At 60.7% G+C, this 21816-nt stretch carries 19 protein-coding genes and 2 pseudogenes; 12 read left to right on the plus strand and 9 right to left on the minus strand.

All coding sequences use genetic code 11. The annotated features are described in order from the left end of the window. The coding region (locus BF95_RS28355; protein ID WP_043152982.1) for a HipA domain-containing protein at positions 1 to 239 on the plus strand (239 nt) is incomplete at its 5' end. 341 nt (positions 240 to 580) lie between these two features. Here BF95_RS28355 and BF95_RS31170 read toward each other — a convergent pair. Next, positions 581 to 1033 carry a hypothetical protein gene (locus BF95_RS31170; RefSeq protein WP_161774336.1) on the minus strand — a complete coding sequence of 151 codons (453 nt, stop codon included), beginning with the start codon at positions 1031 to 1033 and terminating at the stop codon, positions 581 to 583. 40 nt (positions 1034 to 1073) lie between these two features. Between BF95_RS31170 and BF95_RS17480 the strand changes: the two genes are divergently transcribed. From BF95_RS17480 to BF95_RS17490, 3 genes and pseudogenes are all read left to right on the plus strand, one after another. Next, entirely contained in the window at positions 1074 to 1487 is a 414-nt protein-coding gene (locus BF95_RS17480; RefSeq protein ID WP_043152984.1) for an MbcA/ParS/Xre antitoxin family protein, read from the plus strand. Then, entirely contained in the window at positions 1484 to 2206 is a 723-nt protein-coding gene (locus BF95_RS17485) for an RES family NAD+ phosphorylase (RefSeq protein WP_051520088.1), read from the plus strand. The genes BF95_RS17480 and BF95_RS17485 overlap by 4 nt, the downstream gene beginning before the upstream one ends. A 13-nt stretch (positions 2207 to 2219) precedes the next feature. Further along, positions 2220 to 3101 (plus strand): annotated as a pseudogene (locus BF95_RS17490) (3'-5' exonuclease); the annotation flags it as partial. Between the two features lie 86 nt (positions 3102 to 3187). Here BF95_RS17490 and BF95_RS17495 read toward each other — a convergent pair. Beyond that, positions 3188 to 3523: a hypothetical protein gene (locus BF95_RS17495; protein WP_043152986.1), complete on the minus strand. Its 336-nt coding sequence runs from the start codon at positions 3521 to 3523 to the stop codon at positions 3188 to 3190. Between the two features lie 309 nt (positions 3524 to 3832). Between BF95_RS17495 and BF95_RS17500 the strand changes: the two genes are divergently transcribed. Continuing rightward, on the plus strand, positions 3833 to 4057 hold the full coding sequence (locus tag BF95_RS17500; RefSeq protein ID WP_043152987.1) for a hypothetical protein: 225 nt from the start codon (positions 3833 to 3835) through the stop codon (positions 4055 to 4057). A 6-nt stretch (positions 4058 to 4063) separates the two neighbouring features. On the opposite strand, the gene BF95_RS17505 is transcribed toward BF95_RS17500, so the two are convergent. The 5 genes from BF95_RS17505 to BF95_RS17525 all read right to left on the minus strand — a co-directional run bounded on the left by BF95_RS17505 (position 4064) and on the right by BF95_RS17525 (position 12733). Next, on the minus strand, positions 4064 to 5170 hold the full coding sequence (locus tag BF95_RS17505) for a hypothetical protein (protein ID WP_043152988.1): 1107 nt from the start codon (positions 5168 to 5170) through the stop codon (positions 4064 to 4066). Positions 5171 to 5997: 827 nt separating this feature from the next. Beyond that, the gene (locus BF95_RS17510; RefSeq protein ID WP_235209836.1) at positions 5998 to 7353 is read right to left on the minus strand and encodes a hypothetical protein; all 1356 of its coding nucleotides are present in this window, start codon (positions 7351 to 7353) and stop codon (positions 5998 to 6000) included. A 288-nt stretch (positions 7354 to 7641) separates the two neighbouring features. Then, complete coding sequence (locus BF95_RS17515) at positions 7642 to 7839, minus strand: hypothetical protein (RefSeq protein ID WP_043152989.1); 198 nt, start codon at positions 7837 to 7839, stop codon at positions 7642 to 7644. A 608-nt stretch (positions 7840 to 8447) separates the two neighbouring features. Beyond that, the gene (locus tag BF95_RS17520) at positions 8448 to 10760 is read right to left on the minus strand and encodes a DNA/RNA non-specific endonuclease (protein WP_043152990.1); all 2313 of its coding nucleotides are present in this window, start codon (positions 10758 to 10760) and stop codon (positions 8448 to 8450) included. 560 nt (positions 10761 to 11320) lie between these two features. Beyond that, positions 11321 to 12733, minus strand: a complete 1413-nt coding sequence (locus BF95_RS17525; RefSeq protein WP_043152992.1) for a TolC family protein — start codon at positions 12731 to 12733, stop codon at positions 11321 to 11323. 201 nt (positions 12734 to 12934) lie between these two features. On the opposite strand from BF95_RS17525, the gene BF95_RS17530 reads away from it, so the two are divergent. Genes BF95_RS17530 through BF95_RS25700 form a run of 3 tightly spaced genes read left to right on the plus strand, consistent with a single transcriptional unit; the run spans position 12935 to position 15743 of the window. Further along, a complete protein-coding gene (locus tag BF95_RS17530; protein ID WP_043152993.1) occupies positions 12935 to 13402 on the plus strand; it encodes a hypothetical protein in 468 nt (155 codons plus the stop codon). Continuing rightward, the gene (locus BF95_RS17535; RefSeq protein WP_051520090.1) at positions 13375 to 14934 is read left to right on the plus strand and encodes a sensor domain-containing protein; all 1560 of its coding nucleotides are present in this window, start codon (positions 13375 to 13377) and stop codon (positions 14932 to 14934) included. Before BF95_RS17530 ends, BF95_RS17535 begins: the two co-directional genes overlap by 28 nt. Beyond that, positions 14931 to 15743, plus strand: a complete 813-nt coding sequence (locus BF95_RS25700) for an EAL domain-containing protein (RefSeq protein WP_051520091.1) — start codon at positions 14931 to 14933, stop codon at positions 15741 to 15743. The genes BF95_RS17535 and BF95_RS25700 overlap by 4 nt, the downstream gene beginning before the upstream one ends. A gap of 39 nt (positions 15744 to 15782) precedes the next feature. On the opposite strand, the gene BF95_RS17540 is transcribed toward BF95_RS25700, so the two are convergent. Then, positions 15783 to 16397 carry a TetR/AcrR family transcriptional regulator gene (locus BF95_RS17540; RefSeq protein ID WP_043152995.1) on the minus strand — a complete coding sequence of 205 codons (615 nt, stop codon included), beginning with the start codon at positions 16395 to 16397 and terminating at the stop codon, positions 15783 to 15785. 161 nt (positions 16398 to 16558) lie between these two features. On the opposite strand from BF95_RS17540, the pseudogene BF95_RS17545 reads away from it, so the two are divergent. The 4 genes and pseudogenes from BF95_RS17545 (at position 16559) to BF95_RS17560 (ending at position 21290) form a co-directional block, all read left to right on the plus strand. Further along, positions 16559 to 18909, plus strand: a pseudogene (locus BF95_RS17545) (TonB-dependent receptor). A gap of 94 nt (positions 18910 to 19003) precedes the next feature. Beyond that, positions 19004 to 20263 carry a spinster family MFS transporter gene (locus BF95_RS17550; protein WP_043152996.1) on the plus strand — a complete coding sequence of 420 codons (1260 nt, stop codon included), beginning with the start codon at positions 19004 to 19006 and terminating at the stop codon, positions 20261 to 20263. Positions 20264 to 20325: 62 nt separating this feature from the next. Then, complete coding sequence (locus tag BF95_RS17555; protein WP_043152999.1) at positions 20326 to 20733, plus strand: SufE family protein; 408 nt, start codon at positions 20326 to 20328, stop codon at positions 20731 to 20733. A gap of 65 nt (positions 20734 to 20798) precedes the next feature. Then, positions 20799 to 21290, plus strand: a complete 492-nt coding sequence (locus tag BF95_RS17560) for a hypothetical protein (protein WP_043153002.1) — start codon at positions 20799 to 20801, stop codon at positions 21288 to 21290. Here BF95_RS17560 and BF95_RS17565 read toward each other — a convergent pair. Further along, positions 21259 to 21795 (minus strand): sterol desaturase family protein, encoded by a 537-nt coding sequence (locus BF95_RS17565; protein WP_043153004.1) that lies wholly within the window; start codon positions 21793 to 21795, stop codon positions 21259 to 21261. The genes BF95_RS17560 and BF95_RS17565 overlap by 32 nt on opposite strands. Between the last annotated feature and the right edge of the window lie 21 nt (positions 21796 to 21816).

Consider the following 21816-nt stretch of genomic DNA (forward strand, 5'->3'; position numbering starts at 1 on the left):
CCCTTGAGGATCAGGCCGCTTTCCTGAAAAAGCCAGATTATATTCTGGCTCATCGGGGGCAAACGGACGGTCACGCCAAGAATTTCAGCATCTTCTTGCGCCCTGGCGGACGCTTCGGGCTCACGCCATTCTACGACGTTCTCACGGCTCAGCCTGCGTTCGATGCGCGGCAGATCCAGAACAACAACTATAAGCTCGCGATGTCTGCGGGGCAACAGCCGCAAAATATCAGATTCTGAACATTGTCGGACGACATTTTCGTGGAAACCGCGAAGGGGGGCGGGGGCTGGGTCCTACTCTCATCGGCAAGGTGTTCCGTGAGGTCATCCATATGGCAGAAAGAGCCCCTGAGCAGGCAATGTCCATGATGCCCGATGGGCTTGCCACAGCCACACATGCAAGCATCATGAATGGCATGGAGGCCAGGCTGAGGGCATTGGAGCTTGGGCTCGCCGAAATCTGAGCCACATCTGAAGGGCAACCGCTTGCTGACGGAGCCATCAAGATGACTGCCCTGGGTGTATCGCAAGTCGGCATCAATTTACCGGGAAGGCCCTGAGCGGCGACCACTGACACATAGTCAATTGCCACTTGGCAGCTTATTGTTTAATTCTGCCATATGGCCATCCTGCAACCTATTGAGACAGCTCCGGCTCCGTTCCGGCAGGAACGTGTCACGCAAGAAGAAGTTAGGCCGATGTTTCGCGCGGCTCTCAATCTGTTTGCCAGATGGGGTATCACCGATGAGTAGGCTGCCGTTCTTACCGATATGCCGGTGCGCAGCTTGGCGCATGTCGAAAGCAACGATGTCCGGCGCGCCTATCTGCGCGGAGAGCATTGGAATGAGCGGGTGAAGATGATGCAATATTGGAGCGATTATCTCGACCAGCTCCGAGCGGCTGAAAAGGTTATCAAAGCGAAATTTGGGCGGCGGTGACGAAGCAAGAGTGAATGGGAATGCCGATTGGCTTATACGCCTTACCCCGTGCGCAGCTTCTATGCGAATTAGCACATAGTAGTTTGATATTGCCATTTGGCATTTATTTCATATATGATGCCATACGGAGGCGATTATGAGCATGTTGCAACCCATCGAGACGGTTCCAGCTCCGTTCCGGCCTGAGCCTGTCACGCAGGATGAAGGCGGCGCGATGTTTCGTGCGGCCCTCAATCTTTTCGCCAAGTGGGGTGTCACGGACGAGCAGGCCGCTATGCTGACCGATATGCCTTTGCGCAGCTTCCGTCGGTGGAAGGCCGAAGGGCCGGGCCGCATCTCGCGTGACGGCCTTGCGCGCCTGTCCAACCTGATGGGCATCCACAAGGCCTTGCGGATCATCTTTCAGGAGCCACATCGCGGCTATGACTGGATCAAGGCGCCCAACGCCGCCTTCGATGGCGCGAGCGCGCTGTCCGTCATGCTGGGCGGCGAACTGACCGACATCATGCGCGTGCGGCGCTATCTGGACGCGGAGCGCGGCGGCTGGTGACGGCGACTAATGGTCCGCCGGTCAACAGGGTCGAATGGGAGGGTGCGGTCAGGATCATCCGCAGCATCTATCCGCCCATTGATCTGTTCGAGGACATTGCGGACCCTGCCGACTGGCCCCTTCTCATCTCCGCCGAGCAGAAGACGAACCCGCGGATCATGACGTCGGTCGGCAATATCGATCTCGTCCCTCCAGCGCGACGGGTCGGCGGCGTTGGTGCCTCCTATCTCATGGCGTCATTCACTCATGTCAGTCCCGATCGACCAAGCCGGTTCTCCGCCGGACATCATGGCGTGCTCTATGTTGCGCGCAGTTATGAAACCGCGCTGTTCGAGACCATCCATCATCATGCGCGCTTCATGGCCCGAACGGCCGAGCCTGCCGGATGGACATCGCAGTTTCGGGAGATCATTCTGAAGGTCGATGCCGATTTGCATGATCTCAGAGCGCATGCAGAGGCATTCGGCCCTTGCCTCGATCCCGACAGCTACGAAGCGGCGCAGCAGTTCGCCGCGACGCTGCGCCGTTCAGGCTCGGACGGTATTGCCTATCCAAGCGTCCGGCAGGCCGGTGGCGAGTGCGTCGCGCTATTCTATCCGGACTGCGCCTCGAGCCCTGTTCAGGGTCGGCATCTCGACTATCACTGGAACGGCAAGCGGGTCGATCTTGTTCGGGACGCAGGAAGCGGCGCTGTGTTCAGGGTGGTAGAGGGCGCATGAGCGGAGCCGCCGCCAGATGAACGACACTGCAAGCGATCGCCACGCGCAGGCGGCCCGCCTGCTGGGCACGCATCCAGATTATCGGGTGCAGCGGCGCCTAGGCCCCATCACGCATTTCCATGCAGCAAGTCCTGCGGCCTCCAGCCGTATCGGGGTTGTGATTGATGTGGAGACGACCGGGCTCGACCGAGAGACCGATCGGATCATCGAACTCGCGATCCAGCGTTTCCGGTTCGATGAGCGTGGACGGATCACCCAGGTCGGGGTTCCTCGGGTCTGGCGCGAAGATCCAGGCATGCCGATCGATCCGAAAATCACCAGCCTGACCGGCCTTACCGATGCGGACGTGGCGGAGCAGCAGATCGATGAATCGGCTGCGGTGGGCATTCTCTCCTCCGCCAACCTCATCGTCGCGCACAATGCGGCCTTCGACAGACCGTTCGTGGATCGCCGCCTGCCTGCCATCGCCGGCAAGCCCTGGGCCTGCTCGATGGTTGAGCTGGATTGGCTTGGGCTCGGATTTGAGGGGCGGGCCCTTGCCCATCTCGTTTCGCAATGCGGCTGGTTTTATGAAGGGCACAGGGCCGAGAATGACATCCTGGCGCTTCTGTACCTGCTCTCTCACGGCCTGCCGGACGGAGAGACGATCCTGGCAAAACTGATCGCCTGCTCGGAACAGCAAACCTACAGGGTGAATGCCATCGACGCGCCTTTCGATTCCAAGGGCCGGCTGAAATCTCGCGGATATCGCTGGGATGCCACCATGCGTTTCTGGTGGAAGAGCATCGCAGAGCTGGACCGCGACGCTGAACGCGCCTGGCTGCTAAGCGACGTCTATGGCGGATATGGGGAACCCGCCTTCCTCTCCATCACGGCGTGTGAGCGGCATCGCTGACTTCCCGATCATCAGTAGCAACGGGACATTGCGCACGGACTCAGAGAATCTGGATCAGGCTCACTGGTCCCTGAGCTTGCCTGCTATCATGCCGCCCAACGATCAAGCTCGGGAAACAACGGTACGGCTGGCGGCAGGCCGGGCTCCACCACATTCGCGTCGAACGTCGCGACAGTCAGCCATTCGACGCGCCATTCGACCTGGGCAGCATTGCCTTCGAATCGGACAATGCCAGCGCCGTCGCGCGCTACCTCCCATCGACACTGCATCGCTTCATCAAAATAGCCCATGAGCAAAGTGCCATCGCTCAGACCCACCAGAAACCGCTCATCTTCGTCATAGGGCACCGTCAGCACCGTCTCTACATCGCCAGAGACCCGCAGGCGTACGCTATCTGGAATTGGGGTGATCGAAACGCACATCGCAAAATCCCTCTTTCCTACATGAGAACATATAGCGAACATACCGAGCAGGAAAGGAGTCGGCAATGGTGATAATCGACGGATCATTTCTTCTCGGAATCGCGGCGGTGCTGACCAGCATCGCGACTTTGTGGCGCAGCTAAAAGGGCGGAAATAAGGATCAGGGGCGGTCCGACTCGCCGCTCAACGACGAGATCGGGCCGTCGCCGGTTCAGGCTGTCTCATTCGGCGTGCCTATTGCCGGACGATCTAGGTTCGAGCGCAACCGCGCCGTCACCGGCGCGTTCGATCCACCCAAGGAGAGAATATATGACACATCGGCCTTCCGTGCCCCCAGGCAGCACGGCACCCTATCCCGCACACACAGCGCCGCATGCCGAAAGCATACAGGCAGATGCGCTTTCGACCGAGGCGAGCGAAGTCGAACATGACACCAGGCTATCAGGCCCAGTGAAAATCCTGGGTGCCGCTGTTGGGATCGGTTCCGCCGCCATTGTCGCGGCGCTGCTCTATGCGCGGCAGCGAAGGGACTGATGAAGGCTAACATCGGCCTGACCTTTGCTGCTGCGCGCGCCAGGCCTTTGATCGGATTTCTTGTCGAGCAGCAGGCGTTCGCCCTGTTGTTGGACGGTCACCTTGATCAGTCCGGACATGAGACGCAGCATGGCTAGGCAGTTGCAGGGTCACCCACAGGCGTGTGTCTTGCGCATCAATCATGCAGGGCACCTCCACGCCCATGGTCGCGACGGTGAGAGACAATTGAACCTGGCTAGGCCAACTGTGGTGATGGTGACCGCGCGGCCGGGAATGGGGGAGGCGAGCTTGCCTATAGGCGGCCTGGCTGCCGCCTGCGCCCGGACCCAGCACGTCGATCGCGCCAGCGAACAGCGACATCTTGGTCGTGGTGATGTCGATCCCGGCGAACTTCGCACCAAGCGCGGCCTCAGCGATCGCGCCGCTTGCTCGCAGCCCGGCCGTCGCCTCGGCGATGCTGCCGGCGGCGAGGTGCAGCGCCTCGAACTGCTTGCGATATTTGTCGCCAATACCGAGCAATGCGGCATAGTCGCGCGCGTTCGTGCCGGTCAGCGCGTCGGCCCAATGCTGCGACCGCGACAAGGCGCCGAGCGCCGTCCGGTTGATGTCGAGCGCCGCCCGCATGCTGGCCGAAAGCCCAGTATAGGGTTCGGTCAGCTTCTTCATCGCCTCGGAAATGCGATCGTCGAGCAGATTGCCGAAGCGGTGCCCGTCGAGCAGCGACAGCTTCGCCGCCGTGCTGTGCGCAATGCCGAAAGCGGTGGTATCCACCCGCCCGATCTTGCCCATCGCTTCCTCGATGGCGCTGCGCATCGGCCCGAATTTCTCGAAAGGATCGGGCAGGCTAAGCGTTTTGATCTTGAGCTGGTCGAAGGCGGACCCCGCCTTAAGGAGAGGATCGAGCGCGGTGATCTTGCCGCTGGCGATCGCCATCGCCTTTTCCATTTCGGGCGAATAGAGGCCGCGCGCCGTGCGACTGAGGCGATCGTCGCCAAGCACGCCGATCGCGGTGAGCTTGTCGATCGAGCGCTGGGTTTCCAGCGCGCGGTCAATGGCGCTACCAGTGCCGAAGCCCGCCGCTAGATCGGCGAGTGATTTCCCTGATCCGGTCATGGCTGTCCCGCCCTCTTGTCCGTTTGCGCCTCAATATAGGAAGCGCACCCGAACCTTACACCTGACGTCATGACGGAATTTGTTCCGGAGCAAAGCCGGCCACCCCGCAAAGGGCGGCCGCCCCTGCTATGACCTCCGATGGAAGCCCACCATCGTCACCGCGCGTAAGGGAAATGGCACGGTGACGCGAGACATTGACCGGCATGCATGCAGCGCTACCGTTCAAGTCCCTAGATGCGCGGGCCGGACAAAGCCGAGCACTTATATATACTGGCCTTACGCGGATCAAGAATACGATCGCGGGCAGTCAACTTACGATCGTAAGCTCGTCACCAGACTTCTTGGATTTCGGGAGAACGTGGCCCAATTTCCATGACGTTTCAGCCGAAGGCAAGACCGGTTTCGGCGTTAGCGGACGCTGATGCGACGGTCGCAGGATGGCTTGAACTGGTCGGAGGCAGAAGGAACCGGACCGTCTGCATCTTGAGATCCGTTTCCGACGGCTGAACGACCGACAAGGGTCGGTTTTGCTGAGGGCGGACGCCGGATCGTGGGACAAAACCGCCGGTCGGGACCGCAGCGGGTAGCGTCCGGTTACGCCAAAACCAGCCATTTATTGAACCGAGTATGCCCTCTCACCTTCGGCTAGGCCGGCGGACGGTTCTGGAGGGTCTCGTTTCGGGCAGTCCAAGGAGCCGACGTTAATTCGGCAGGTGCCGAACATGCCTAAATTTTGGAGTGCGCTACCGAAAGCAGCCGTCGCTGCTCATATCTGACACCGCCATTACGGATGATGGCGATAGCGAGGGGGCATTCCCTAGTCCGAACTACGCGTCCGCAGGTACCTGGCAGGCTGAATAGTCCAGCGACCCGCGTATCTTGGGAAAGTAAGGTGCGGCATTCTGATCTGCGCGAACCGCGTTCGACGCAGGCGCCATCGGCCGCTCGGGATCGCAATGCCAGAAGACGGAAAGCCCGGGCAGGTCAACGACCAGCACACTTTCCCAAAAACGGCTTCCGGTCGCATCAACCACAGTATGGCCCCGGATCAGTCGTTGGCAGGGGTCGGGATGCGCAGCCTGAGCGGGTTCCGAAAATTCTGTGACCCAGACATAGCGCGGAAATTCGGTGAGCATCAGCTCACGCGTCAAGCGTTCGGGTGCCGAATTACGAAGGGCCCTCGCTTTGTATTTCCAGCCGTAGGTGAGGTAAGTCCGAGCGACCAGTTGCCCCGCTGCCAAGGACGCATAGAAACTGGGGTCCACATCCCAATTTCCGCCGGTTCCGGTAACCTGCAGCGCGAGCGGGATGCGCTGCGCGCCAACTTGCTTGGCGAAATCCAGCGCGATCAGCTCGGCCACTTCTGCGGTCACAAACACCTTTTCAGGCAGGGCGACCATCAGGTATTTTACGTCATTGTCAAAGCAGAAAGGGTAGGTCGGAGTTGGGCCGCCCGCGAGCGGAAGGCTGCAATAGGAGCCACGCTGGTCATCGTTGACGAGGAAGCGAGACAAGAAATCGCCGGCGTTGGGGTGCGGGCCCAATGCGCTGATGTCGAGATTATCCTCCCGCTCAAATCCTACGGCGACAACGGCATGGCCAATCGCCGTTCCGGCCTGCTGCATACCGAGGATGACGGGTATCCCGGAGTCGACATAGCGCGACACAACATGTCGGGGGTTCACTGATTGCCAGACTTCGCCGCCGTTGGGGCTGTAATCCGGCGCATACATCACCGGGTGCCGTCCCATCGACCGCAGCGCTCGGATCATATTGTCCGCTGTGAGGAAGTCTGACCCGGCGGGCAGAGAACGCGTGATGATATTGTCGGATGGATTGAGCGCATTCGCCGTGATTTCCGGCATTGAATACCAGGGCGCGCCGAAGCGATTATGAAAGTGCCTGCCCGACATCCAGATCACGGCCTGAGCGCAGGCGCCGATACGTGTATCTTGTTGCGTCAAGGGCATCGCCTCCACCGAAAGGTCCGCACCCATCACGTGGCACCGAAATTCGGAACGAACACCAACCTCCTGCAGCGGACCGCTGGCTAGGGAGGCCGCGGAAATATGCGCGGAACTGACGGGAGCATGCAGGAGGGGGCGCAGGACAATGTTGCCCAAGTATGATGTTTGAGCACCCTCCAGCAGCGCTACACGTTCTGGCGGCGCAAGGTCGGCCATCACCCCCGACACGTCAGACGCAAAAAAATGCACCCGTGAACAATGTTTGCGATACGGTCTGAACAGTGTTGAGTAGAACGCAGAATACGCGGCAGAGAAATCTCGGTCGATGTAATTCCGCTCGAGCAGGACAGATTGGGCTCCGCCTTCTCCACGAAGACGATCAATCAGATTTCCCAACAGGAGGTTGGGCCGCCCACCGTTCAACTGGCGGGCAAGATCTGTCCATTCCTGGTCGTTGGACGGCCTATAGACCGTGTATCCCGATCGCATGCCCCAAAGATCGCGTCAGCTAACCCGGAACAATCCAACGCGCTGTTCCGCCGTAACAACAGACTCCTCAATCACGCGGATCTGTTGGAGGACGTTGTCCGACAGCTCGAGGTCGAACCCGCAGACTTCGCTCAAATTCGCGATTTCCACGCGGTCGCCATTGTCCGGTGCAGACAGTTCCCAAGTCGGCATATTGGCTTCTTTCCCCGGCATTATGACCGCCTTTCACATCTGGGAACGGCTAATCAGGCTTGCGCCTTATCATTACCCGACTCGCGTCGCAATCCCCAGTTGCGAAAGTCGCAAGTAGCGCCGCACATTTCAACAATTGCTGAATCTTTCGCGCCACACATTGTTCCACGCCCGATGAATAGGCAATGAGCAGGAAATCTCGACGCCTGATCACCAGGTAAGCGCTCTACCGTAGTGGCATTGCTCAACATCCTCAAACATCGAGTTGATCGCCGGCGGGCGGGGGCAGCGCGGGTTCTAGAAACCAGCCCGCCTAACCCGCGTCCAGGGGTGATGCGACTACGGGAGTGTGGGGCGATAAGGCCTAGAGAACCTAACCGACCGCAGCTTTCGGGGAAGCCGCGCGCGCTGGAACGTCTGGAATGCAGGCGGCAGCGCGCGGAATAGGCCGGAGTTGGATTAGACCGACGTTCCTGGCATTGCATAGGAACGCCTTAAAGTGGTCGACGTTCGCCGGCGCAAGAGTTTTTTCGACAGCCATGTGCGACCGGTCGCGGCCCTTGGCCCGTTGGAGGAAAGTGGCGATTCGGTTTACCGTACGTTTACGACCAGATTCTGTGATGCCCCAGTCAGCGTTTGCGACCGCGTCGCGCGGGAGCGAGAGTGATCTCGCCATCCTGGGTGATCCTCTCTTCACCCGCACCCATGCGTACATCAGCGTCGCGCACGACCTTGCCAAAGTCGAGGCTTGTCGCTTCCTCGACCGCAGCGATCGTCGAGAGAAAGTCCCGGACCTTGTCGAGCTCGTCCTCGTCCATATAGGCTTCGGAATCGCCCAGGGACTCCCCACTCGTGAACAACGCCTCTGGCCATACGTCGATGACCTGACTCTGGTCGGCGATCATGGCGAGCGCACGCAGTTCGCCGCCATCCGACCAGAGCGTCACTTTAAAGAAGCGCCCCGGGATCGGGACGCCGCGGAACGGGCGATCTCCGTCGGTGAAGATAGGCCCGGAGAAGGACGTGACGCGCTGCTTTTCGGCGACGGCGTTGCGCAGGACATAATTCTCGACGGAGCGCCAGAGCAGACCACGGCCCGTGCCCGGCTTGTTCCTTGCCGCGGTCCCCTGGTTGAAGAAACCGACCTGCGGGCAGGCATTGGTCCAGTGGAAGCTGTCCGCTTCGGCCGCCAGCGCGATCGCATCCTCGCCCCAGCAGGGATCTAGCCGGCGGACCAGATGACCCTTCTGGAAGATGCGGGCGATCCGCTTATGGTCCTTAGGATTGGGAAAGCCGGCGACCACCTGCTTGGCGTAGAAGGGTTCGCCGACATATTCGTTCGCACCGATGCGCGGATCGCGCCGCCAGCTGTCGGCCTCGGCGTCGGTCGGCATGGCCTCTAGCCCGGTGCTGTCGTTCGTCAGCGGTTTTACCGTCTTGGTATCGCGGTCGATCTCCTTCGCGCTCTCGCCATCGATATTACAGGCCGTGAAGAAGGCGACCTTCCGCCGCGCGTTCATCACCACGCTGAAATGGTGATATTTGAGCTCGTGGGGATCGTCGCCGGCCTCGGCGACTGTGTTGAGCGCGGCCTGTTTGGCCAGCGCCTCGGGTAACGTCGGCAGGGGAATATCGAACCCGGGAATGAACCGGCGCTTGTAACCGACACGATCGCGATAACGGTTGGCCGCTGCGCTTTCGGATGGAACCGTCTTGCCAACCGCCGCCTGTGCGGGACCGGCTGCTGCGGGCGCTGGCACTGGCGGTGTGGCGAGGCCCGGAATCTGAACGGATATCTCTAGCGGGATTGTCCAGCTAACCCGCCCGTTCGCGTCGACAGTCGGTGACGAGCCCGGCCTGGCGGACTGCGCCTCGCGCGGTTCGAGCCGCATCGGGTTGCTCTCGGGCATCTCGCCGATGTCGAGCGCGGCGGCGATCCGCTCGCGCGCCGGGCTTGGCAGGTCGGGCAGGCGCTGGCGGAGGTCCCGCACGATCGCGCTGATGCGGATGCCCTCATTGACGTCCACCCGCGCCGGCGTGCCATCGTCGCCGAACACGTCGCGCCAGGGGCCGCCCCAGTGATGGAGCGCGATCGGGCGCCATTCGCTGTTGAAGACTGGGCTGCCTGATGAGCCCGGCTCGGTATCCGCGACATAATGGAGCGCATTGTCGTAGCGGCCGACGAGGCGGTTCTCGCGTAGCACGACCTCCTTGTAGCGGCCGCTTGGATGCTGGACGATGTTTGCGAACTCTCCGAGCATATGCTTGTCGCCTGCGTCGGACAGGCCGCTCCAGCCAAAGGACTCGATCGGCAACTCGCCCTGGAACAATGCGCCGATGGCGACGATCGTGTAGTCGAGCCCATCCTGGGTATCGGGATCGGTGACGAAAACGGTGCTATCGATCAGGAAGCGGGTGACCGAACGACGGTTGCCGACAAGATCGAGTTCATAATCGAAGTCGATCGCAAGCTGCCCCGTCAGGGCCTGGCTCGGGATGACATGATGATTGGTGATGAACAGGCCGTTGCCGATCAGGAATCCGGTGCCGAGCGGGGTTTCATTTCGGTAGGCGACCCGGCCGACGGCGCGTGCGATCCGGGCACCTTTCTCCAGGAAGCTCACATTGACGAAATCGACCGTGTCGCCCCAGATCTTCTCCGCGCCTTCTGCATTCGGCGTCGTCGCTGCCTTGGCATAGCGCAGACTCATGCCTTCGGAATCCGGTGCCGGCTTCGCTGCGACGTCGCGTATGGAGGCATCGACCGCCTCGGCTTCGCGCTGGGTGAGATGCGCCTTGCTCTGGAGTCGCGCCACGCGCCGTGCAGAGTCGGGTTCGGCCGCGAGCGGATTGCCTTCTTGCGCCGCCGTCACCGAATGCGCGATTTCGTTATGATTGGCGCGGATGCGTGCTTTGATCGCTTCTTCGGATGCCGGTTTCATTAAATCCCCTCCCGCTTGCGGCAAAAGACATAGCAGATTGCCGATGCGCACTCGACACTTGTTGCGTGACATCTTCACGTTAGCGGTGGAGCAGAAAGCCTTGATTGCCGTGCGGGTGCTGGGAACTGGTTCAATCTGGAGACTGGGTCTCGCTGGAACGGCACGTCTTCTTCAAACCGGAAGTTCGTTGCCGATAAGCGGAACGTCGTTTTTTTGGTCGATAGCTACACAAAATGAGCCCTAAAGCTGATCAGATGGGAACCGAACCCGGGTCCAAAACCTGAGGATTTCTCGATGTTTGGACACAGGTGGCCAGAAATGGATGCCCCTTGCAAAATCCTTTAATGATATTATAAGCTTAGAGAGGACCTAGGCTCATCCTTTGCGCCTCGTGGTATATTTTGCGGTATCACTCTCCAGCTGACGAGCAATCAAGAATTTGAAATCAAATATTTATTTGATCTCTTGGGTTCCGTCTCCGGCACCATTTCTTCTCTTTTCAGCATGCAGCAGCGTCCATAGGCGTCCCTCAAAGTGCCTCAAAAACGCGCACGTCCAGATCAGCGATTTGAAGCGGTTAAATCAGGTCTTTTTGCTATAGAGCTGCCAATGCTCCAGCCTTGTGCTTGCCATAGGCCGTTAGCGTCCAGTTTCAGCAGTGCGGCGCGTCTACCGCTTTCATTGTTCGCCGCTACATGTGTTCGATGCCGCAACTGCTCAACCAATGGCACCAACTGACCAAACAGCGCCAAAATCTCATAAGCGATAGCGACCCGGTCACGACGGGAATCGACGAGCCTGGTTTGAGCGCGGAGCAATTCCTGGCTGGCATTCAGAACATCGAGCAGCGTGCGTTCGCCGTAAAGATGCTGCTCCGCTGCGAACTTCAGCGCCTGTTCGCTGGCGTCTATCGCAATTTTGCTTTCCCGCATTGTTTCATCGGCTGCCATCAATTGGGCATAGCGCGCGCGGATTACGGACAGGATAGTACGTTCAATCGCGACCTGTCGCTCACGTGATTGTTCGAGCAGCGCGCGCCTCGCCCGCACCTCGGCACCGGGGCGACCGCCTTGATAAAGGGGCAGGCGCATGGTGATGCCCACGCTCATGGTGTTGCGGCCAAGATAATCGGGCAATGTCGTGCCGCCAAATTGCCGATCATATCGCGCAAACAGATTGACCGTGGGCCTCACCGTCGCGCGGGCAAATTGCAGGTCGGCCAGCGACGCCTGCACGCGATGACGTTCGGCCATCATGCTGGGCATCGATGCCAGCAAGTTACCGATGTCGGACGGTTGCGGCAGCGGTGGAAGCCGGTCGTCAATCTGTTCGTCACCATCCGGCTCCGCCCCGGTTATCGCCCAATATTGCTGAGACGAGCTTATCAGTGATGCCTCTGCCTGGCTGACACGGGCTTGACTGATCGCCAGCCGCGTTTTTGCTTGCTGGACGTCCGTGTCGGTGACTTCCTGCGCTTGGGCGCGCAGTTCGGCCGCCATCACTGTCTGTGCGAGAATATGTGTTTGCTCTTGCTGAAGGCGAAGTAGCGTACGGTCTCGGGCGACATCGATATGGGCAATCATCGCATCGGTCAGTACCCGGTTCGTTGCCTCAACCAATTCAGCGCGGGCTACATCTGCGCGGGCGCCTGCTGCTGCGATACGCGCCGACACGCGGCCTCCCGACCAGATGGGCAACGAAACCGTGGCGGACACGGTAGCGGTTGTCGTGGATAGGTGGCGCGCGGCTGTGCTGATGTCTTGCCTTTCCGCCGTCGCGTCGATGCGGAAGTCGAACCGTCGATCTGCTTTCGCGATATCCAGTTCGATCGCAGCGGCTTTCGCACGGCTGCGCTCCCCCGCGATGCTGGGATTGTAATCGAATACACGCATCAGACTATCGCGACCGTCCGCTGCGAAGGCTGGCGAACTGCTGACGACAATAATCGACGAAATGGTTATGCGCCCCCACATTCGCGCATCATCCTTAATGCAACACTAACTGTCAAACGACAGGAGGCTTCGGCGCCGGGTTCATGGCTCGGCGTGCCGATGGTCAATGCCACCTGCCCTCCCGGGGCTCTTACCCTGTCGGCGTTGAAATCCCTGAAGGTTCGATGCGTTTGTTAACCAGTTCACCCTATAGACGATCAGGGAGAGATTTGGTGCGCATATATGGTATTTGCTCGGTTTAAATGGATTGCCGAAAGCTCGCAGGTGGCGTTGCACGAGCAGTATAAGGCGCTGACGGGTCAAATCCCCCTCATGTACGCCTTGATGTTCGTTAACGTCTTTTGCCTGGGTATGGTGACCTATGGCGATGTGTCGCTGTCGCTGAGCCTTGGCGTTCCGGCCGCATTATCCCTCATGATCTTCATCCGGGCGGTCCTGTGGATGGGGCGCAAGACGATTGCGCCCTCGTCCAGCCAGATGCGGCGGCATATGGCCGGTACGATAGTCATGTCCGCCGTCCTGAGCACTGCCTTTGGTGCTTGGGGGCTGCTACTGCTCAATGAGGTAGACCCCAGCCGCATCACATCGGTCGCGCTCTATGTTTTCGTTGCTCGATCAGTTGTTGCTATTGTCTGCAATCCTTGCCCATCGCCGGACGGTTCGTGCTCCTTTTCGGGGCGGCACCGGTAACCCTGTGTCTGCTCACCTCCTCCGATGTCTATCTGATCGGGATCGGCATCACATTCCTGATCATTGCGGCTGTCATCATGCGAACGCTGGCGACCAGCCAATCGGCGTTCAGCAAGCTGTTGCGGTCGCGTTCGGAGATGAGCGCACTCGTCGCCGCGCTGCGGCAAAGCGAGGATCATTACCGCTATTCCGTCGATCTCAATCCACAAATGCCGTGGATCAGCGACGCCGCGGGTGCAATCCTCGAACTTAGTCCCAAATGGGAGGAGATTACCGGCCTTCCCTTGAAGGACGCGCTGGGCAACGGATGGACGTCGGCTGTTCATCCGGCCGACCTTCCTGGGGTTCTGCACCTTTGGAACAAGGTAACGGGTTCGGTCGATGATCCGGCCGTGGATGTGCGCTATCGGCTTCGCGATCGGAGCGGTGCCTATCGCTGGCATCGCGCGCGCGGTCGGCCGCGGCGTGACGAGGATGGTACGGTTCTCAAATGGTATGGGACGCTGGAAGACATTGATGACCAGGTCGAGGCTGAAAGCGCGCTAAAAGAAAGTGAAGAACGGTATCGCCTCGCGTCGCGGGCGACGAATGACATCATCTGGGATTGTTCGCTTGAACGGGATCGCATCGAATGGAGCGAGGCCGCTTTCGAGGTGCTGGGATATAGCGAGTGCTTGAAGGGCACATCCCGATCATGGTGGTTCGAGCATCTTCATGACGATGACCGGGACCGTGTCACCGACACGCTAAAGCGGCTGGAAGATGCGCATTTCAACCAATGGATCGAACAGTTCAGATTTCGCGCCGCCGACGGTCGCTATCTCAATCTCGTCGCGCGGGGTTATGTCGTGCGCAACAAGGATGGCAAACCCATCCGGTTGCTGGGGTCGCTGCATGACGTCACCGCGCAGATGCAATATGAAGCCAAGCTCAAATGGGCGGCGTCGCATGATGCCATGACCGGACTGCCCAATCGGGCGATGTTCGCTGAACGGTTGGACCAGGCCCTTGACGATGCGCGTCGGCACGGGACGTGCGTTGGCCTGATCGTGCTGGACGTCGACCGATTCAAAACCATCAACGATACGCTTGGCCATCATGCGGGTGACGCCGTGCTGCACGATGTCGCCGCGAAACTGACGAAGCGCATACCGGACGGTGCCACATTGGCGCGGCTGGGCGGGGACGAGTTTGCGATCATCCTGCCCGGGTTGACCCAGGAACAAGCGCGACAGGAGGCCGTCGATGCTGTGATGGGTAGCCTGACCGGCTCTCTGCAGCATGATGGACGCCATATCGATGTCAGCCTGAGCGCTGGCGGCGCGCTGGCGTTTCGGGATGGGATGAATGCCGAGGAACTGCATAAATGCGCTGACCTCGCGCTCTATGCTGCCAAGAGCGACGGGCCAGGTCAGATCAGGGGCTTCACGCCCGCCATGCGCGAAGCCGTCGACCGGGAAAAGGCGATGCTGACCAAGCGCGCGTCGCGCTTGCCAACAATCATATCGTTCCCTTCTATCAGCCCAAGGTGAACCTGCGCACGGGTGCGCTGGAAGGGTTTGAAGCCTTGCTGCGCTTTAACGATCCGCAGCGGGGACTCCAGCCGCCGGGCGAGATCCGAGCGGCTTTTGAAGATGCGGAACTGGCGGTTCGGCTTACCGATCGGATGCTCGATTGCATCATGGCGGATATGGCGGCGTGGCGGGATCAGGGCTTTGCCTTTGGTCGAGTGGCGTTCAATGGCGCGCCCGGCGATTTTCGTCGGGGCGATTTCGTCGATCGCATTTTGGGTCGGCTGCACACATTCGGTCTTCCGGCGTGCCTTCTGGAACTGGAGGTCACGGAAACCGTGTTCGTGGGCCAATTGTCCGACCGGGTGCATAATAGTTTGGAGACCTTGGCCAAGGCAGGTGTGACCATCGCCCTGGACGATTTCGGGACGGGCTATGCATCGTTGACCCATCTGCAGCAATTCCCCGTGCATACGATCAAGATCGACCGGTCCTTCGTGTCGCGTCTCAATGCCGCTGAAACCGGCGATGCCGCGATTGTTGGCGCGGTGATCGACCTGGCAAAGAATCTGGGCATTACGACCGTCGCCGAAGGCATAGAGACGGCCGCGCAGGCCGCGCATCTGATGGTCAAAGGATGCGATGTCGGTCAGGGTTTTCTGTTCGGACGTCCCATGGCGCGATCGCAAACGGCCGATATTATGGCGAAGTGGGATGCACCCGGCATGATCGGTCTGTGCGCGGGGTCGGACTGGGCTGAGATGCTCCGGTCCAGCATAAGCCGACAGCATCCTGGCACCCCCCTTCTGTCCGAAGCGGGGCGATCATAATCCGGCCCTGCGCACTGCGATCTGCATAACTCCCTTTGGCTAGGCCTTTGTGCCGATGCCCCGTTCCACCAGTGCATTGGCGATGGCGGCAATCTCGTCGGCGGAGCGGCTATCGTCCCAGACGCCGAAGCGCAGGCCCAGAAACACGTTCATGCCCATAATCGCCCAGGCATGGACTTCCTCCACATCGGCGCGGATGTCGCCGCGCGCCGCCGCCTTGGTGAGGCGAGTCGTCATGCGGGATGCGGTATTTTCATAATGGGCGCGGTAGGCGGCCTGATCGACGAACTCCGCTTCGTCGATGATGCGATAGATTTCCTTATGTTCGCGGGCGAACTCCAGGAAACTGAGCAGACCGATGCGTTCGGCATCGATACCATCGCGGGCGTCGGCGATGCGGGGGCCGACATAATCGCGCACCTGGCCTGACATGTCCGCGACGAGCGCACGGAAGATATCGTCCTTGCTGTCGAAATAGGTGTAGAAACTGCCCAAGGCACAGCCGGCGCGGCGGGTGATGCCGCTGACCGAGCCGTCGTGAAAGCCTTTTTCGCCAAATTCCTGCGCTGCGGCCGCCAGCAAGGCTTGTCGGGTACGTTCGCCCCGGGCGGTGCGTGGTGTCTTGTCGTCCTTGGCGGCGGCGTCCTCGGCCATGTCCACTCCTCGCAAAATCTGTGCTCTTTTTGCCGCACTGAACCGGCCTTGTCTCCGCCTCTCTATTTGAAGTTGAAAGTTGGTTCAACTTTCATTATCGAATCGGACAACGCAAAGTGACCCGGCAGACCGGGCACCCCATTTTCAGGAGAGGACCGACCATGAAGGCCCATTTCAGCATCCGTGCGATTGCCCTTGCCTCCGCCGCCTGGAGCGGCGCGTTGGCCATGCCTGCCTTTGCGCAGGACACCGCCCCGGCAGTGGAAGACGAAGCGGCGATCGTCGTTACCGCCCGTCGCCGGGAGGAAACGCTGGTCAGCGTGCCGATCGCGGTCAGCGCATTTTCGGGTGAAGCGCTGGAACGGGGTGGGGCGATCGACATTACCGACCTTGCCAACATGACGCCCAACACTACGCTGGAAGCCTCGCGCGGCACCAATTCGACGCTGACCGCCTTCATCCGCGGCGTGGGCCAACAAGACCCGGTGTCGGGCTTCGAACAGGGCGTGGGCATCTATCTCGACGATGTCTATCTCAACCGGCCGCAGGGCGCGATCCTGGACATTTACGATGTCGAACGGATCGAGGTGCTGCGCGGGCCGCAGGGCACGCTCTATGGGCGCAACACCATCGGCGGCGCGGTCAAATATGTGACCAAGATGTTGCCGCAGGAATTTTCGCTCAAGCTCAAGGGCACCTATGGCAGCTATGATCAGCCGATGGCATCATCAGCGTGTCGGCGCCGTTGAGCGACCTGATCCGCGTCGGCGGGGCCTTTGCCCGGCTGTCGCGCGGCGGCTTTGGCGACAATCTCACCACCGGCGATGAAAATTACAACAAGGATATCTGGGCGGGCCGCGCTACCTTTGAAATGGGTGGTTATGGCCAGCCTGTGCTGATGCGGATTACCGGCGATTATACCAAGGATAATAGCAGCGCGCGTGGTGGCCATCGGCTGATCCCCGGGCAAGTGTCGGGCGCGCCGGTGCTGGACGATGTGTTCGACACGCGCGGCGGTCTGGTCGATCCCAAACAATATGTGAAGTCCTATGGCCTGTCGATGAACATCACCGCCGAACTGAGCGATGCGGTGACGCTGCGGTCGATCAGTGCCTGGCGCAAGGATGACAGCGCCTCGCCGATCGATTTCGATGCGCTGCCTGCGGTCGATGTCGATGTGCCTGCCTTCTATTTCAACGAGCAGTTGAGCCAGGAATTCCAGCTTCTCTACGATCAGGGGCCGCTGCACGGCATGGTCGGCTTCTATTATCTCGATGCCAAGGCCGACACCGCGTTCGACGTCCGCTTGTTCACGACGGTTGCGGGGCTGACCGCCTATACGCAGGCCGATGTGGACACCGAAACCTATGCCGTGTTCGGTGACTTCACCTTCGACATTACGGAACAGCTCAGCCTGTCAGCCGGTGGCCGCTATACGTGGGATAAGCGCCGGGCCGACATTTTGCGGCAGAATTATCTGGGTGGCGGATCGCCGTTGTTCGGCGGCGCGGGCGTGGCGTTCGGCGCGCCCAGCACCAATTTCAATGGCGAGCGCGAATATAAGAAATTCACCCCGCGCGTCTCGATCAGCTACAAGCCTACGCCCGATCATAATATCTACGCCAGCTTCTCGCAGGGGTTCAAGGGCGGCGGCTTTGATCCGCGCGGCGTCGGCACCAACGCGCCCGACCTTAATGGCGACGGCATCCGGCAGGACGATGAAATCGCGTCTTTCCTCAGCTTCGCACCCGAACAGGTCGACAGCTATGAAGTCGGCTATAAGGGCAACTTCATGGACGGCGCGCTCTATGTCGCGGTCGCGGGCTTCTATGCCGACTATAAGGATGTGCAGATTCCGGGGTCTGTCGCCTGCACCGTCAGTGTCGGCGGCGTCGCCACCCCCTCCTTCTGCGGCGTGGTGTCCAATGCGGGCAAGGCGCGGTTCAAGGGGCTGGAGTTTGAAAGCACCGCACGGCTGGGGCGTGATCTGATGACGCCGGGCGATCGGCTGAACCTGTCGACCGCGGTCGGCTACATCGATGCGGAATATCGCGAATATATCACCAACATTGGCGGCGTGCCGACCGATGTGGCGGCCAATCGCGAAGTGCAGAACACGCCAAAATGGACCGCCAGTGGCACGATGAGCTATTCAACTCCGGTCGGCACGGGCAGCCTGTATCTGGCGAGCAGCGTGTCGTGGCGCAGCAAGACCTATCAGTTTGAAATCCCCAACCCCTATATCGACCAGAAGGGCTTTGCGCTGTGGGATGCCAGCATCGTCTATACCGCGCCAGACGATCGTTGGACGCTGGGCCTGCATGGCAAGAATCTGATGGACAAGGAATATAAGACGTCGGGCTATACATTCGTCGGGGCCAATGCGGTGACAGGGGCCATCATCAACAATGCCGCCGGTTTCCCGACCCCGACGCTCGGCCGCGAAGGCACGTTGACCGCCTTTTACGGCAATCCCCGGCAGGTGTTTTTGACAGGGACGGTGAAGTTCTGATCTCCATTCCATCTCCGTTCGGTTCGAGCCTGTCGAGAACCCTTGTGCAACGGTTCTCGACAAGCTCGAACTGAACGGAGATGGGTGCAGCCATATGACCGACCGATCCGTCCCCCCCGCTTCCCCCGCCTATCGCGGCGTCGTGCTGGCGATGCTGCTGCTGGTCTATACCTTCAACTTCCTCGACCGGCAGATCCTGGGCATCCTCGCCGGGCCGATCAAGGCGGAACTCGGGCTGAGCGATACGCAATTGGGGGCGCTGGGCGGCATCGCCTTTGCGCTGCTCTATTCGACACTGGCGATCCCGCTGGCGCTACTGGCCGATCGCACCAGCCGCACCTGGGTCATTACCGTCAGCCTTGCGGTATGGAGCGGCTTTACGGCTTTATGCGGGCTGGCGGGCAATTTCATGCAATTATTCCTGTGCCGCATCGGCGTGGGCGTGGGCGAAGCGGGCGGGGTCGCGCCCTCCTATGCCGTCATCTCCGATTATTTTCCCGCGCATCAGCGGGCGCGGGCGCTGTCCATCTATTCGCTCGGCATCCCGCTGGGCTCGGCGGGCGGCGTGCTTCTCGGCGGCTATATCGCCCAGACCGTGGAGTGGCGCACCGCCTTCATTGTCGTCGGCCTGCTTGGCCTGCTGATCGCGCCCGTGTTCCGCCTGGTGGTGCGCGAACCCGTGCGGCCGGTGCAGGCGAGCGACGCCGCGCCCGTGTCCGCCGTGTTCGGCATCCTCGCGGCCAAGCGCAGCTTCTGGTTTCTGGCGGTCGGCGCGGCGTGCAGTTCGATGTGCGGCTATGGCGTCGCCTTCTGGCTGCCCAGCCTGCTGATGCGCAGCTTTGGCCTGAACCTGATGGGCGCAGGGCAGTTTCTGGGTGGGCTGTTGCTGATCGGCGGCGTGGCGGGCGTGCTGCTGGGCGGTTGGCTGGGCGACGCGATGGGTGGCAAGGACAAGGCCTATTATGCCTGGGTGCCCGCGATCAGCTATGTGGTGGGCATGCCGCTGTTCGTGGTCGGGGTGCTGTCCGACAGCGTCGGCGTCGCTTTCGCCCTGTTCCTCGTGCCGCAGGCGTTGGTCTATGTCTGGCTCGGCCCGGTGCTGACCGCCGTGCAGCATCTCGTCCCCGCCCATATGCGCGCCAGCGCGGCGGCGAGTTTCCTGCTGATCAACAATCTGGTGGGGCTGGGGATTGGCAGCTGGTTCGTCGGCGCTTTGTCCGACGCCCTGACCCCGGCTTATGGGATCGAGGCGCTGCGCTACGCCATCGTGGCGGCACTTGGTTTCTATCTGCTCGCCGGGCTGTTCATGGCATTAGGCGGCCGGGCGCTGCGCAAGGATTGGGTGGCGGCCTGATAGTCCCCGGCTTGACCCAAGGGGGGCTTACCTGCCGGCCATTTCCCCCTATAGGGGCGGGCATGACGAACCTTGCCGATCTTCAGGAAGAGTATCAGTTTCTCGATGCGGACGACCGCTATCGCTTGCTGATCGACCTTGGCCGTGCGCTTGAGCCGATGCCGGATGCGCTCAAGACCGATGCGACGCTGGTGCGCGGCTGTTCGGCCGCCGTGTGGGTCTATCCGACCGTGCTGGACGACGGGCGGCTGCATTTCCTGGCGGACAGCAATGCCGCGATTACCAAGGGGATCATCGCGCTCGTGCTGCTGACGGTGCAGGACCAGCCGCCCGCCGAGATAGCCGCGGTGGAAATCGAGGAGGCGCTGGCCCCCTTCGACCTGCGCAATCAGCTGAGTTCCAACCGGACACAGGGCATTCCCAACATGATTGCCCTTATCCGGCAAACGGCTGGCCGCTACACGGGCTGAACGCTGCAACCTGCAAGGGGCCTCGACCATTGTCCTTCCGTAACCAAATGGAAGGACAAGAGCCTATGCGCATGCCCTTGATGATGACGGCCATGGCATTGCTGGCCGCCTGTTCGCAGGAACCCGAAGAACCGAGCCAGCGCGAGCAGATCGGGCAGGTGTGGAAGTATGAAGGCGGGACCGGCGACGCCGCGAAGGTCGCCTATATCGGCAGCGCCAACACGGTCGCGACGATGACTGCGCCCGACACATTCGCGGTCCTGCTGGTACAGCCGATGAGCAATGGCGAAAAGACCGTGACGGTGAAGCTGGTCGGCGCGCCCTTTCAGTGCGACCTTTCGGCCTGCACGGTCAGCGCTAAGGGCGATGACGGCAAGACGCATAGCTGGCAGGGGCGGATGACCGATGCGAAGGACGGCATCGAAATCATGCCGTCGCAAAATGCCTATGACGTCATTGCCAAGGCCAAGACGGTGAAGGTCGACCTGGTGGTCGGCCCGCAAGACAAGACCGCGCCCTTCGCCTTCAACGTGGCGGGGCTTGACCTGCCGGGGTGACCGGAGCGGCAGCGGAAGGTGCGCGCACGCCCGCCCGATTGCGGCGAGCAAGTTCGCGCTTCAGATCCTCCGGGCGGGGGGCGACGAGAAAGCCGAAGCTGACGGTGCCTTCCTTGGTCTCGACCACATGATGCAGGCGATGGGCCTGGACGATCCGCTTCATATAGGGTGAGCGGGCGACATAGCGGTTTTTGACACGCTGATGAACGATGATGTCGTGGAAGCCGAGATAGATGGCACCATAGGCAGCGATCCCGGCACCGCAGGCCGTCGCCCAGCCGCCCCAGCCCCATTGCACACCGCCCAGCAGCAGCAGGATAGAGGGTAGCGCGAAGATCACGAAATACAGGTCATTGGCTTCCCAACGACCAAGGCGGGGGCGATGGTGGCTGGCGTGCAGAAACCAGCCGGGACCATGCATGATCCAGCGGTGCATGACATAGGCGAAACCCTCCATCGCGACGACGGTGGCGAGGAAGATCAAGAGAAGCACGAGCAGGTTCATAGTTTCGATATAGGGTGGCAA

This window comes from Sphingobium sp. Ant17, from assembly GCF_000588875.1.
Classification (GTDB): Bacteria; Pseudomonadota; Alphaproteobacteria; order Sphingomonadales; family Sphingomonadaceae; genus Sphingobium.